Annotated in this window: 11 protein-coding genes and 2 riboswitches; of the genes, 4 read left to right on the top strand and 7 right to left on the bottom strand. The window is 76.2% G+C overall.

What is annotated here, in order from left to right; genetic code table 11:
* Positions 1 to 34 precede the first annotated feature (34 nt).
* Entirely contained in the window at positions 35 to 1,672 is a 1,638-nt protein-coding gene (gene aceB / locus ACIP60_RS06610) for a malate synthase A (RefSeq protein WP_400680724.1), read from the top strand.
* Positions 1,673 to 1,690: 18 nt separating this feature from the next.
* Positions 1,691 to 2,557: a 3-hydroxybutyryl-CoA dehydrogenase gene (locus tag ACIP60_RS06605; RefSeq protein WP_400680721.1), complete on the top strand. Its 867-nt coding sequence runs from the start codon at positions 1,691 to 1,693 to the stop codon at positions 2,555 to 2,557.
* 47 nt (positions 2,558 to 2,604) lie between these two features.
* Here the strand turns inward: ACIP60_RS06605 and ACIP60_RS06600 are convergent, their stop codons facing one another.
* From ACIP60_RS06600 to ACIP60_RS06580, 5 genes are read right to left on the bottom strand one after another with little or no spacing between them, the layout of a single operon-like run.
* Positions 2,605 to 3,435, bottom strand: coding sequence for an ECF transporter S component (locus tag ACIP60_RS06600; protein WP_400681558.1), 831 nt, complete (start codon positions 3,433 to 3,435; stop codon positions 2,605 to 2,607).
* A gap of 23 nt (positions 3,436 to 3,458) precedes the next feature.
* Positions 3,459 to 5,099, bottom strand: a complete 1,641-nt coding sequence (locus ACIP60_RS06595) for an ABC transporter ATP-binding protein (RefSeq protein ID WP_400680720.1) — start codon at positions 5,097 to 5,099, stop codon at positions 3,459 to 3,461.
* On the bottom strand, positions 5,096 to 6,262 hold the full coding sequence (locus tag ACIP60_RS06590) for an energy-coupling factor transporter transmembrane component T (RefSeq protein ID WP_400681555.1): 1,167 nt from the start codon (positions 6,260 to 6,262) through the stop codon (positions 5,096 to 5,098). Before ACIP60_RS06590 ends, ACIP60_RS06595 begins: the two co-directional genes overlap by 4 nt.
* A gap of 55 nt (positions 6,263 to 6,317) precedes the next feature.
* Positions 6,318 to 7,307 (bottom strand): hypothetical protein, encoded by a 990-nt coding sequence (locus ACIP60_RS06585; protein ID WP_400680718.1) that lies wholly within the window; start codon positions 7,305 to 7,307, stop codon positions 6,318 to 6,320.
* Positions 7,304 to 9,121, bottom strand: coding sequence for a prenyltransferase/squalene oxidase repeat-containing protein (locus ACIP60_RS06580; RefSeq protein ID WP_400680717.1), 1,818 nt, complete (start codon positions 9,119 to 9,121; stop codon positions 7,304 to 7,306). The genes ACIP60_RS06585 and ACIP60_RS06580 overlap by 4 nt, the downstream gene beginning before the upstream one ends.
* Positions 9,122 to 9,229: 108 nt before the next feature.
* A riboswitch (cobalamin riboswitch) is annotated at positions 9,230 to 9,368 on the bottom strand.
* An 88-nt stretch (positions 9,369 to 9,456) separates the two neighbouring features.
* Positions 9,457 to 9,529, top strand: a riboswitch (cobalamin riboswitch).
* 545 nt (positions 9,530 to 10,074) lie between these two features.
* Here ACIP60_RS06580 and ACIP60_RS06575 point away from each other — a divergent pair.
* Complete coding sequence (locus ACIP60_RS06575) at positions 10,075 to 10,608, top strand: hypothetical protein (RefSeq protein WP_400680715.1); 534 nt, start codon at positions 10,075 to 10,077, stop codon at positions 10,606 to 10,608.
* Positions 10,609 to 10,723: 115 nt separating this feature from the next.
* Positions 10,724 to 10,939, top strand: coding sequence for a hypothetical protein (locus tag ACIP60_RS06570; protein WP_400680713.1), 216 nt, complete (start codon positions 10,724 to 10,726; stop codon positions 10,937 to 10,939).
* Positions 10,940 to 10,999: 60 nt separating this feature from the next.
* Here the strand turns inward: ACIP60_RS06570 and ACIP60_RS06565 are convergent, their stop codons facing one another.
* Both ACIP60_RS06565 and ACIP60_RS06560 read right to left on the bottom strand, forming a co-directional pair.
* The gene (locus tag ACIP60_RS06565) at positions 11,000 to 11,479 is read right to left on the bottom strand and encodes a hypothetical protein (protein ID WP_111552223.1); all 480 of its coding nucleotides are present in this window, start codon (positions 11,477 to 11,479) and stop codon (positions 11,000 to 11,002) included.
* Between the two features lie 41 nt (positions 11,480 to 11,520).
* Positions 11,521 to 12,600, bottom strand: coding sequence for a prenyltransferase/squalene oxidase repeat-containing protein (locus ACIP60_RS06560; protein ID WP_400680709.1), 1,080 nt, complete (start codon positions 12,598 to 12,600; stop codon positions 11,521 to 11,523).
* Between the last annotated feature and the right edge of the window lie 30 nt (positions 12,601 to 12,630).

The raw sequence follows: 12,630 nt of genomic DNA, 5'->3' as shown, positions 1-12,630 counted from the left end.
CCCCGCTTCCCGCCGACTGCCCCTGGAGTACCGGATGAGCCCGACCAGCCGCACCGAGACCGCCGCCGAGACCGGGATCGAGGTGCTCGGCGCGCACGAGGACCGCTTCGAGGAGGTCCTCACCCCCGCCGCCCTGGCCTTCGTGGCCCGCCTGCACGAGCTCTTCGCCGACCGCCGCACCGCCCTGCTCGCCGAACGCGCCCGCCGGGCGGCCGAGTTGGCGAACGGCGGCACGCTGGACTTCCGCCCGGAGACGGCCGCCGTCCGGGCCGACGACAGCTGGCGGGTGGCCGGCGCCGGGCCCGGCCTGACCGACCGCCGGGTGGAGATCACCGGCCCGCCGGAGCGCCGGATGGCCGTCAACGCGCTCAATTCCGGCGCGAAGGTGTGGCTGGCGGACTTCGAGGACGCCACCTCCCCCACCTGGCACAACCTGGTCACCGGCCAGCTCAACCTGATCGACGCCCTCGACCGGCGGATCGACGACACCACCCCGGAGGGCAAGCGCTACCGGATCGGCGACGCCCCCGCCACCATCGTGGTCCGCCCGCGCGGCTGGCACCTGGACGAGCACCACCTGCTGATCGGCGGGCGCCCCGCCGTCGGCGCGCTGGTCGACTTCGGCCTCAACCTGTTCCACTGCGGGCGGCGGCAGATCGACCGCGGCCACGGCCCGTACTTCTACCTCCCCAAACTGGAGAACCACCTGGAGGCCCGGCTCTGGAACGAGGTCTTCACCCACGCCCAGGCCGCCCTCGGCATCCCGCACGGCACGATCCGCGCCACCGTGCTGATCGAGACCGTCACCGCCGCCTTCGAGATGGACGAGATCCTCTACGAACTGCGCGACCACGCCGCCGGATTGAACGCCGGGCGATGGGACTACCTGTTCTCACTGATCAAGAACTTCGCCCAGGCCGGGCCCCGGTTCGTCCTGCCGGACCGGGCCACCCTCACCATGACCCAGCCCTTCCTGCGCGCCTACACCGACCTGCTGGTGCGCACCTGCCACCGGCGCGGCGCCCATGCGATCGGCGGGATGGCCGCGGCGATCCCGCAGCGCGACCCCGCCGCCAACGAGGCCGCGCTGACCCGGGTGCGGATCGACAAGGAGCGCGAGGCCGGCGACGGCTTCGACGGCTCCTGGGTCGCCCACCCCGCGCTGGTCGACACCTGCCGCACCGCCTTCGACGCCGTCCTCGGCGCCCGCCCGCACCAGCTCGACCGCACCCGCGAGGACGTCCACGTCACCGCCGCCGACCTGCTCGCCGTCCACCGCCTGACCGCCGGCCTGCCGACCGAGCAGGGCCTGCGCGCCAACGTCGCCGTCGCGCTGCGCTACCTGACGGCCTGGCTGGGCGGCACCGGCGCGGTCGCGGTGTTCGGGCTGATGGAGGACGTCGCCACCGCCGAGATCGCCCGCTGCCAGCTCTGGCAGTGGCAGCACCACCGCACCCGGCTCACCGGCGGCTCGCTCGCCACCCCGGACACCGTCCGGCGCCTGATCGACCTCGAACGGGCCGCGCTGCTCGCCGAGGGCGCCGACCCGGCCCGGCTCGACGACGCGGTGCGGGTCCTGGAGGAGACCGCGCTCGGCCCCGAACTGCCCGCCTTCCTCACCACCGCCGCCTACGCCCGCCACCTGGTGCGCACTGCCGCCCCGGCGGCCTGAACCCGAAGGGGCCTCCGCATGAACGACATCCGCCGGGTCGCCGTCGTCGGCGCCGGACAGATGGGCTCCGGCATCGCCGAGGTCTTCGCCCGCGCCGGACTCGACACCGTCGTCTGCGAGCACGGGCCGCAGGCGCTGCGGGCCGCCCGCCGCCGCATCGACCGCTCGCTGCACCGGGCCGTCGAACGCGGCCGGATCGGCGAGGAGCAGCGCACCGACGCCTGGGCGCACCTGCTGTTCGCCGACGACCTCGACGCCCTGGCCGACCGGCAGCTCGTCGTCGAGGCGGTCGTCGAGGACGAGCGGGCCAAGGCCGGGGTGCTGGGCGTCCTGGACAAGGTGCTGGCCGCCGAGGACGCCGTGCTGGCCACCAACACCTCGGCCATCCCGGTCACCCGGCTCGGCATCGCCACCGGACGTGCCCCGTACGTCCTGGGCCTGCACTTCTTCAACCCCGCGCCGGTGATGCCGCTGGTCGAGCTGGTCGCCTCGCTGCACACCGCGCCGGCCGTCCTGGACCGGGTGGAGACCTTCGCCCGGGACGTGCTGGGCAAGCACGTCGTCCGCTCCCGCGACCGGGCCGGATTCGTCGTCAACGCCCTGCTGGTCCCCTACCTGCTCTCGGCGATCCGGATGGCCGAGGCCGGCCACGCGGACGCCGCGGACATCGACACCGCCATGGTGCACGGCTGCGCCCACCCGATGGGCCCGCTCGCCCTGGCCGACCTGATCGGCCTGGACACCGTCGAGGCCATCGCCCGCTCCCTGTACGACGAGTACAAGGAGCCGCTGTACGCCCCGCCCCCGCTGCTGTCCCGGATGGTCGAGGCCGGGCTGCTCGGCCGCAAGAGCGGCCGGGGCTTCCACCCGCACCCGGCGGGGTGACCCGGCGGGCCCCGCCGGTGCCGGGACCGCGGTCGCGGGGAGGTCGGTCACCGGCGGGGCCGCTCCGCCGGGGCGGACGCGGCCGGGGCGGACGGGGCAGTGGACGGGACCGGGGCTTCGAACGAGACCGGGGCTTCGAAGGCGGCGCGGCGGGCGGCCCGGCGGAGGACGGCGAGGACGGCCGGGCCGGCGACCAGGACGGCCAGGCCGGTGGTGACGGCGCGTCCGGTGTCCCAGCCGAGCGAGGTGGCCAGGTCGAAGAGCAGGTAGCGGTGCCACTGCTCGGTGAACGGCAGGCCGGGCAGGTAGGCGATCGAGCTGTGCGGGTCGAGGGAGAAGGGCCAGAACGAGAGGTTCAGCAGCAGGCCGAACAGGTAGCCGGACAGCGCCCCGTACCCGGCGAGCAGCAGCACCTCGGCCCGGCCGCGCAGCCGGGGCAGCAGACCGGCGAGCAGGCCGACGAACGCGCAGCCGAACATCTGGTAGGGCATCCACGGGCCGACGCCGCCGGTGAGCAGCGCGGACGCGAACAGCGAGGTGCAGCCCAGGGTGAAGCCGAAGCCGGGGCCGAAGACCCGCCCGGCCAGGACGAGCAGGAAGAAGACGGTCTCCACGCCCGCCGTGCCCGCCCCAAGCGGGCGCAGGCCCGCGTTGACGGCGGACAGCACGCCGAGCATGGCCAGCGCCTTGGCGTCGATGCCGCCGGAGGCGATCTCGGAGACCACGACGGCGAGGACCAGGACCAGGAGCGCGCCGAAGATCAGCGGCGGCGCGTACGCGGACCCGAACCGGCCCGGTGCGACGACGAACGGCCAGGTGAAGGCCACCAGGCCGACGAAGGCGGCCAGCGCGACCACGAGGCGGGCCCGGCCGGGCATCCGGACGGCGACCCGGGCGGCGCTCACCGGGCGGCCCGCGCGGCGTCGAGGGCCAGGCCGACCTGGCGGACGGTCAGGTAGGGCAGCGGGGCGAGGATCTTGGCGGTCTGCGGGGCGAAGGTGGGCGAGGCGGTGATCACCTCGGCGGTGGGGCCGTCGGCGACGGTCTCGCCCTCGGCCATGACCACCACCCGGTCGGCCGCCGCGGCGACGAACTCCACGTCGTGGGTGGACACCACGACGGCGTGCCCCTCGGCCGCGAGCCGGTCGACCACGCCGATCAGGGCCTCCTTCGCCCGGTAGTCCAGGCCCCGGGTGGGCTCGTCGAGCAGGACGACCCGGGGGGCGGCGGCGAGTTGGACCGCCAGCACGAGGGCGAGCTTCTGGCCCTCGGAGAGGTCGCGGGGGTGGATGCCGTCGGGGACGCCGGGGGCGAGGCGGTCCAGGATCGCGCGGGTGCCCGGCCCGGGGGCGGCGGCGTCCCGGTCGCTCTGGGCGAGTTCGGCCCCCACGGTGTCCAGGTAGAGCAGGTCGGTCGGGGTCTGCGGGACGAGCCCGACCAGCCGTCGCGCCTCGGCGGCGGAGACCCGCCGGGGGTCGACGGGCTTCCCGCCGGACGCGCCGGTCGTGCCGACGGTGCCGGCCTGGCGCGGCCCCGAACCCTGCAACGCCCACAGCAGCGAGGACTTGCCGGAGCCGTTGCGTCCCATCAGCGCGGTGACCTCGCCCGCCCGCAGGTCGAGGCTCACCTCGCGGACGGCGACCACCGGGCCGTGGCGCACGACGATCCGCTCGGCGGTGAGCACCGTCCCGCCCACGGCTCCGGTGCGACGCGGCGGCGGGACGGGGTGCGCGGCCAGTTCCCCGCGCAGCGGGGCGGCGGCCCGGCGGGCGTCGCGCACCGAGAGCGGCAGCGGGCGCCAACCGGCCAGCCGCCCGAGGTCGACGACCGGCGGGGCGATCGCGGTGTCCCGGAAGACCTCGGCCGGGAGGCCGTCGCGGACGGTGCCGTCGCCGGGCAGGTACACCACCCGGTCCGCGTACTGGACGACCCGCTCCAGCCGGTGCTCGGCCAGCAGCACGGTGACGCCGAGGTCGTGCACCAGCCGGGTGACGGCGGCCAGCACCTCCTCGGCGGCGGTCGGGTCGAGCGCCGAGGTCGGCTCGTCCAGCACCAGGACGCGCGGGTGCGCGGTGAGCACCGCGCCGATCGCGACCCGCTGCTGCTGGCCGCCGGAGAGTTCGTGCAGCGCCCGGTGCCGCAGCTCGGCCAGGCCGAGCAGGTCGAGCGTCTCCTCGACGCGCTTGCGCATCACCTCCGGCGGGACGGCCAACTGCTCCATCGCGTAGGCGAGTTCCTCCTCCACCGTGTCGGTGGTGAACCCGGCCGGCGGGTCCTGGCCCACCACGCCGACCACGTCGGCGAGTTCGCGCGGCGGGTGGTGCGCGGTGTCCCGGCCGCCGACCGTCACCCGGCCGTGCAGGGTGCCGCCGGTGAAGTGCGGCACCAGGCCGTTCACCGCGCCCAGCAGCGTCGACTTTCCGGCGCCCGTCCGGCCCACCACCAGGCACAACTCGCCTTCGGGGATGGTCAGTTCGACGTCCCGCAGGACCGGCTCGGACGCGCCGTGGTACACCACGGAGACCCGGTCGAAGCTGATCACTTGGCCACCTCGGGGTGCGTGCGGTCGATGTCGGTGGAGGGATCGGCGCTGCGCGGCCCGGACGGGGCGGCGGGGGCCGGACGCCGACCGGGCGGCGGGGAGAGCACCCCGGCCGCGGCGGCGATCAGCAGGGCCAGCACGGGAACGGCCGGCAGGGTGGGCCAACTCAGCGGGTAGAGCGAGGGGTTGAGGTCGGTGGCGTCGTAGCCGACCGTGACGCACAGCAGGACGGCAGCTGCCACCCCGCAACCGGCCACGCCCCACTCGGCACCCCGCCACGGGTCCGGCCGGTAGGTGGTGCGCCGCACCCGGCGACCGCCCAGCGCCAGGCCCGCCACGCAGAGCGCCGACCCGGCCGCCAGCGCGGGCAGGCCCAGCCAGGCCGGGGCCGTCCCGTCCAGCAGCCCGTACATGCCGGTGCACAGGCCGCCCATGCCGAGCAGCATCAGCGCCCCGGTGAGGCGGCGGGACGCCCTGGTGGCGGTGCCGGAACGGCCGTAGCCGCGCGAGTCCATCGCGGCGGCCAGCCGCAGCGAGCGCTCCAGCGCGTCCTCCAGCACCGGGACGACGATGCCGCGCAGGGCGCGAACTCCCTTGCTGCGCCCGGCCCGCAGCCGCCGGGCCCGCACCACGCGCTGCACGCTCTGCACCAGCTGGGGCGCGACGCTGAGCGCGACGGTGACGGCGACGCCCAGTTCGTACAGCGCGCCCGGCAGGACGCGCAGGGCGCGCTTGGGGTTGGCCAGGGTGTTGGCCGCGCCGATGCAGCACAGCAGGCAGGCCAGCCGCAGCCCGTCGGTGGCGGCGGACAGCACGGCTTCCAGCGAGACCGGGCCGCCGATCCGGATGCCCGCGTACCAGGCGGGGGTGGGGAGGTGCGGCAGGGTGAGGATCAGGTGGTCGTCCGGGGTGACGCCGGTGGCGAAGACGCAGCGGAAGGCCACCCGGATCGCCACCACGGTCAGCGCCAGCCACAGGTAGTACGTGAAGCCGCGCGCCCAGGGCGCCTCGGTCCGGCGGGCGGTGACGACGTGGCCGAGCACGGCGAGCACCAGGAACAGCAGCAGCGGGTTGGTGGTGCGGCTGGCGGCGGTGGCCATGGCGAGCGCCCAGATCCACCACGCGAACGGGTGCAGGTCGCGCGGGATACGGCCGCGCGGGATACGGCGGTCGCCCGGTACGCCGCCGGGACCGGCCGGGTCGAGCTTCGGCACCGGATCACTCCGCCCGTCGGCGTCGGCGCAGCGCGGTGACCGCCGTGGCGGCGCCGAGGGCGACCACGAGGGCGGCGCCGGTGACCGCGGGGGCGATCGAACCGGAGGAGGGGTGCGGGGCGTCGGCCGCGGGTGCGGCGTCCACCGCGACGGGTCGGCCGCTCTCCGCCGAGGGGGCCCCGGAGGGCGGCGGAGGCGAGTCTGCGGGCGGCCGGGGCGCGGCGGCGCTGTCCGGGGCGGTGGCTGACGGCGCGGCAGGACTCGCCTGCGTCTCCGGCTGCTCGGCGCCGGGCCCGTCGGCGGACGGCCGGGAGGCGGCCGTCCCGCCGCCCGACGACCCACCGGTCCCGGTCCCGTTTCCGGTCCCGCCGCCCGTACTGCCGCCCCCGCTGCTGCCGCCGGCCACGGGCGGGGTCGGCTCGGGGGCGGCGGTCCGGGTGGTGCCGCCGGGGGCGGTGTTGTGGGCGCGGACGGTGTCGGGCGAGAAGGCCGGGCGGCCCTCGGTGCCGTCGAGGTCGGTGCCGCCGAAGATCCACAGGTCGACGCTGCCCGGCGCCGGGTGGTGGCTCATCGCCCCCAACTGGCTGTAGGACCAGGTGTTCTGCCCCGGGTCGGCGTGCCAGTACGACCAGTACGCGGTGGCGGGCGGGGTGAGGACGCACTTCTCCTGGGCCGGGGTCGGGTACTGCGTGCCGCCCTGGTGGCCGCTGTAGCCGATCCGGCAGATGAAGGCCGGGCCGTCGTGCTGGGTGCCGGTGGTCTTCCAGCCGCCCTGGTTGAGCAGCTGGTAGCCGGTGGTCGGCGTGGTGCCGCAGGAACGCAGCAGCGGACCGCCCCAGTGGCTGAAGTCGACCGCCAGCACCACGCCCGAGGTGGTGGTGCACTGCTCGATCGGCAGCGCCGTGGCGGCGGCCGGGGTCGCCCCCGGCCCCGGGCCGACCAGGACGAGGGCGGCGCAGACGGACGCGGCGCGCGCGGCGAGGCGGCGGATCACCGGTGCCTGCCCGCGGCCGGGGCGTTGCGCCGGCGGGTGGCGACCAGGACGGCACCGCCCGCGGCGGCGAACAGCAGGCCGGGAACGGCCAGTTCCAGGACGTCGGTACCGGTGAAGGCCAGCCCGTCCGGGCCGGTGCCGCCCGCCGGGACGCCGGTGCCCACCGGGAGGCCGCCCGCGCCGGTGCCGGTGCCGGACGAGGGGACCTCGGAGACCGGAACCGACCCGGACGGGCGCTCAGGCATCGAGGACGACGGCGACGGCGACAGCGACGATGGGGACGCGGACGCGGACGCCGATTCCGACGGCGATGCCGATCCCGAGCGGGACGGCGACGGCGACGGCGACGGCGACGGCGAGCCGGTCGGCGCGGTGCCGTCGAGGTCGCGGTGGAGCGTCCCGAAGGAGAGGCCGGTCGCGCCGCCGAGCGCCTGGGTGGAGGCCCGGACGTCGGAGCCCTGCTGTCCGGTGGAGGCGACGTTGAAGCCGCCGTCGGCGTTCTGCTCGGCCGCGAGGAACTCGATGGCCCTGGCGATCCGTTCGGCGTAGGCGGACTGGCGGAGCGTCAGCCCCTGGACGGCAAGGGCGGCGGAGTTGGTCGAGTCGCCGGCCGCACCGGGGAAGCCGCCGTCCGGGAGCTGCTGGGCGGCCAGCCAGGCCAGGCCCCGGTCGACGGCCCGGGCCGCCTCTTCGCCGGGGACGAGCGCGAGCGCCATGACGGCCATCGCGGTGCTGTCCACGTCGGAGTCGCCGGAGGCGGGGATCAGGCTGGGCCAGGAGCCGTCGGCGGCCTGGAGGCCCTTCAGGTAGGCGACGGGCGCGGCGGCGTGCTCGGTGTCGTCGGCTCTCAACTGGGCCAGGATGCCGAGCGACTGGGAGAAGACCGAGGTGGCCCAGAGGTAATTGCCTTGCGCGGCGCAGCCGTTGTCGGTGTCGGCGTGGTCGCAGACGGCCTGGTCGAGGGCGGCGATCAGGTCGTGGCCGCCGAAGGCGCGCGGGTCGCGGCCGACGATCTCGGCGAGCAGCGCCTCCTTGCCGACGGAGCCGCCGCCGACGTACTCGGTGCCGACGGCCGTCCAGTCGTTGACGGTGCGTTCGCTGCCGTCCTTGCCCTGCCGGTCGAGGAAGTCGACGATGCGGCGCAGCGCCGCGTCGTCGGTGCCGGTGGCGGCGAGCGCGTAGGCGGCGTCGACGGTGAGGCCGAAGTCGGCGAACCCGGAGTCGGGGAAGGCCTCGTAGTAGTGCCCGTCCAGCAGGCGGACGGGGTCGGTGAGGTAGGCGCCGCCCTTGGCGAGGTCGGGCGTCCGGCCGGGCCGGGGGCTCGGCGTGGCCGGTCCGGGGATCGCCTGTTCGGTGGCGACCGGGTCGGAGTCGTGGGTCCACTCGTCGGGGGCGAAGCCGGCGTCCGCGTTCTGCCGGGCGACGGCCTGCGGAGCGTCGACGCAGGGCTCCTCGGCCGGGGTCGGGTACTGGGCGCCGTTGCCGAAGGTGCTGCTGCCGAGGCGGCAGACGGAGGCGGGGCCGTCGTGCCGGGTGCCGGTGGTGGTGGACCCGGCGTTGTGCAGCGGGTTCGTGCCGGTGGCGGGGTGGGCGTCGCAGCCGCGCACGGCGCCGCCGTCCCAGTGGCCGGAGTCGACGGCGACGATCGCGCCGGTGGTGGCCGTGCAGTCCTCGATCGGGTCGGCCGCGGCCCGACCGGGTTGGCCGAGGACGAGCGTGGCGCCGGCGGTGACCGCGAGGGCGGAGGTGAGGGCCAGGGCCGTCCGCCGCCGGCCTCCGCGGCCGTGGCTCGTAAGCGTGTTGCTGACCCTCACCGGCGACTCTCCCCGTGGTAGGCCGAGGCGGGAGTACGGCGGCGTGGCAGCCGGGCCCGGAGGGGGAAGCCGCTCTGCACCGCGTCGTAGTCCGCGACGACGCATCTGTTGCTGACGAACCCCTCGGCGCAGGCATTCCGGCTCATCCGTCCCGGTGGGGGCGGATCTACGGTTGCGGGTCAGCGCCGGATTCGGACCGGCTTCCCCTGACTGCCGAGGGTGAAAAACCCGTTCATCAGACCATGGTGCGCGACGGGGAGTCAACGGGGCGTCATGTCGCCCGCGCCAGCTCGCGGACCGGGGTGCGGCGCGGTAGCGTCCCGGCTGGCCGCGCGGGGGAACCCGGCGCGAATCCGGGGCTGACGCGCAGCGGTGCGGGGCTCTCCGGCACCCCGAGTCCGCATGCCCGCCGACCGCGCACCCCGAGCGAAAGCCGACCCGCGCGACCCGGGCGGCGGCCGCCCACCAGCACGCCGCAGGCGGCGAAAAGGGGCCCGCGACGAGGACGGAACGGCAGATCAGCCCCTCGTCCGCAACCGGCTCGAGCACCCGCGGTACCGACCCGACGCCCTCGACGGTTCCACGGCCGGCACCGGCCCGAACCCCCCATGCCCCGAGCTCCCCTGACGAACCGAAGTCAGCCCTGTTGGATCGGCGGGTCCGAGCCGTAGCCTGTCCCCCTAGGTTGATCAACTCGGCGGGGTGTCATGACCGGGGGCGGGGCTGTGGACGAGAGCGGTCGAGCAACGAGGGACCCGGTCCCCGAGCCACCGGTGTCCGAGGGCAAGGCGGCACAGAGGGCAGTGGGTCCGCCTCCCCCTCCCCCGCAGACCACGGCGCCGCCCCACCCTCCACGGCCCGCACCGCCTCCGCAGGTGCGCGTGCCCCCGGGTCGGCCATGCTGGTGGCGGCGCAGGCGACGGCCGATCGCGCTCGGACTGATCACGCTGGCGATGCTGCTCGTCGCACTGGCCTACGCCGCAGCTCAAGCCGCCCGGGACGGCGGACTGGTGGTGCTCGTCGAGGTCTTCCACCACCCGCCGGCGTACGGTGCCGCAGTGCTGGTGCTGATCGTCCTCGCCGTCCTGATCGGGTTCCGTTCCCGAGAGACCAGGAGACTGCTGCTGGTCCCGATCCTCGGCTGCACCCTGTTGGCCTCGCCCTTCGCACTGCTCGGCTTCGGCAGCACGCCGCACAAGACCGCGGACCGGCCGGCTCCCGGCCGCTCCGACCGCAGCCTGGTGATCCACGAGGGCACCGCGGTGATCGATCCGCTCTGGTGGGTCTCGGTGGACGCCGGCTCCGGCCTGACCGCACGGCGGTGGCGGGTCGGCTACTTCAACGGCGACGCCCCCGACAACGCGCTGGCCTCGGCGCAGTGGGACGGACCCGACCGGATCAAGCTGACCACCGAGGGCGGCGAGGTGTTCGTGGTGGCCCTCGACCCGGAGACCGGCCGCCCCGAGCGTCAGGTACGAGTGGGCTGAAGGCTCGGTCCTGCACGAGCGTGACCGACTTCGGTCCGTCAGGGGAGCTCGGGGTGTCGGGGTTCGGGCCGGTGCCGGCCGTGGAACCGTCGAGGATGCCGGGTCGGTACCGCGGGTGCTGGAGCCGGTTGCGGACGGGGGCTTCGAGTCGGTCGAGGGCCACGGCGGCGAGGTCGGCCAGGCGGTGCTCGACGTGTGCCCGGCCCCGGCCGGGGGCCGACGCGTTCCGCAGTGCCTGCTCGACGCCTCGGTCGCGGTCGTGCGCGCCGACCGGCTGCTCGCCGACCGGCTGGTCGGACGGCGGCGGCGGCGGCGGACCAGCGCGCCCTGATCGGTCCGGCGCCCCGTCCCCGGCCCCGTGTCCGGGGACCGGGCGCCGGCGTTCCGCCGCTCAGGGCGCGGTGATGCCCGGCTGCGCACCGGCGCCGAAGGACCAGCCCTCGACCTCGCCGGGCGCCGGGTTGTAGCTCCCGGCGCCGAGGCTGCTGTAGGTCCAGGCGGTGCCGTGCTGGGCGTGCCAGTACGACCAGTACGCGCTGCCGCTGGGGTTGGTGCAGGTCGTCGGCAGGCTGTTGATCGTGCAGACGAAGCCGGGGTAGCGCGGGTGGAACGCGTACGAGAACCCGGCGCCGGTGAGCGCCGCCAGGCCGCTGGCCGGGTCGCCCGGGGCGCAGCCGGTCTGGATGCCGCCGCCGAGGGCGGTGAAGTCGACCACGACAGTGACGCCGGTGGTGCCGGAGCAGGCCGCCGCCTGCGCCTGGGGGGCCTGGACGGCGGAGACGCCGAGCAGGCCGGCGGTCAGCGCCGTCGCGGCGGCGATCGAGCCGAGGACGCGGCGGGCCGGACGGGCGGGGGCGAGGGTGTCGCTCATGCGGGTGCTCCTTGGTTTCGGGGGCCAGTCGGTCAGGGCGTTCAGCGGGCCGGGCAGGCGAGGACGGGCGCGGCGGGGCGGGCGCCGTGGGCGGAGAGGGCGACCAGCGGGGTGCCGCTCAGTCCGAGGACCGCCTGGGCGGTGGCGCGGGCGGCGCTGCCCGGGTCGAAGCCGGTGGCGTCGTAGGCGACCGCGCCCCGGACGGCCGGGTCGGCGGCGCAGCCCTGCCGGAGCTCGACCAGGGCGCTCCAGCCCTTGAGCCCGGCCACGGGGCGTCCGGTGGACAGCAGGGTCTGGGTGGCCAGTCCGGTGCTGTTGGCGTTGGAGGCGGTGGCCCCGGCCGCGGCGAACCCGCCGTCGGCGTTCTGGTGCGCGCTCAGCCAGTTCAGTCCGGCGGCGGCCTTCGCGGCGCGTCCGGTGGCGGCGAGGGCCTGGACGGCGAGTGCGGTGGCGTCCGGGTCGGCGGTGCAGGTGGCCTGGCCGAAGGAGGCCGGGAACCCGCCGTCCGCGCACTGGCTGCCGGCCAGGAAGTCGACGGCGGCGGCCGGGGCCCCGGCGGGGGTGCGGGTGAGGGCGATGACGGCCAGGGACTGGCCGAAGGAGTTGCTGTAGTCGCCCCACTGGGAGCGGTCGGAGAAGCGGCCGGCGGCCGTCCGGAGGGAGCGCAGGCGGGCCGGGAGGTCGACGCCGCCGAAGGCGGCCGGGTTCTCGCCGCGGACCTCGGCGGTGAGCAGCAGTTTGGCGGTGGCTCCGGCGTATGCCTCGGTGGTGCCGTCGCCCAGGTAGCCGGCGGTGTTCTCCGGCCTGGCGAGCCAGGCGGTGGCGCGGGCGGCGGCCGTGTCGGAGCCGTGGGCGGCGGCGAAGGCCAGGACGGCGTCGGCGGTCAGCCCCTGGTCGGGGTAGGCGGTGCCGTCGAAGACGGTCTCGAAGTGGTCGCCGTCGACGAGTTGGCGGGCCAGCCAGCCCGCGGCGGCGGCGTCCGGCCGGAGGGTGGCGGTGCTGGCGGGGAGCGGGACGGCCCGGGCGGGGGCGGCCCGGGCGGGGACGGCCGCGGGGAGCGTGGCCGCGAGGGCGAGCGCCGGTATCGCGAGCAGGCGCAGGGGGCGGCGGAGCACGGTCATGGAGAGCCTTTCCGAACCTGCGCGCGGGGC

It is taken from the genome of Kitasatospora sp. NPDC088783 (genome assembly GCF_044750705.1).
Lineage (GTDB): Bacteria > Actinomycetota > Actinomycetes > Streptomycetales > Streptomycetaceae > Kitasatospora > Kitasatospora fiedleri.
The sequence above is the reverse complement of the archived record's forward strand: the minus strand, read 5'-3'. Positions and strand labels throughout refer to the sequence as shown.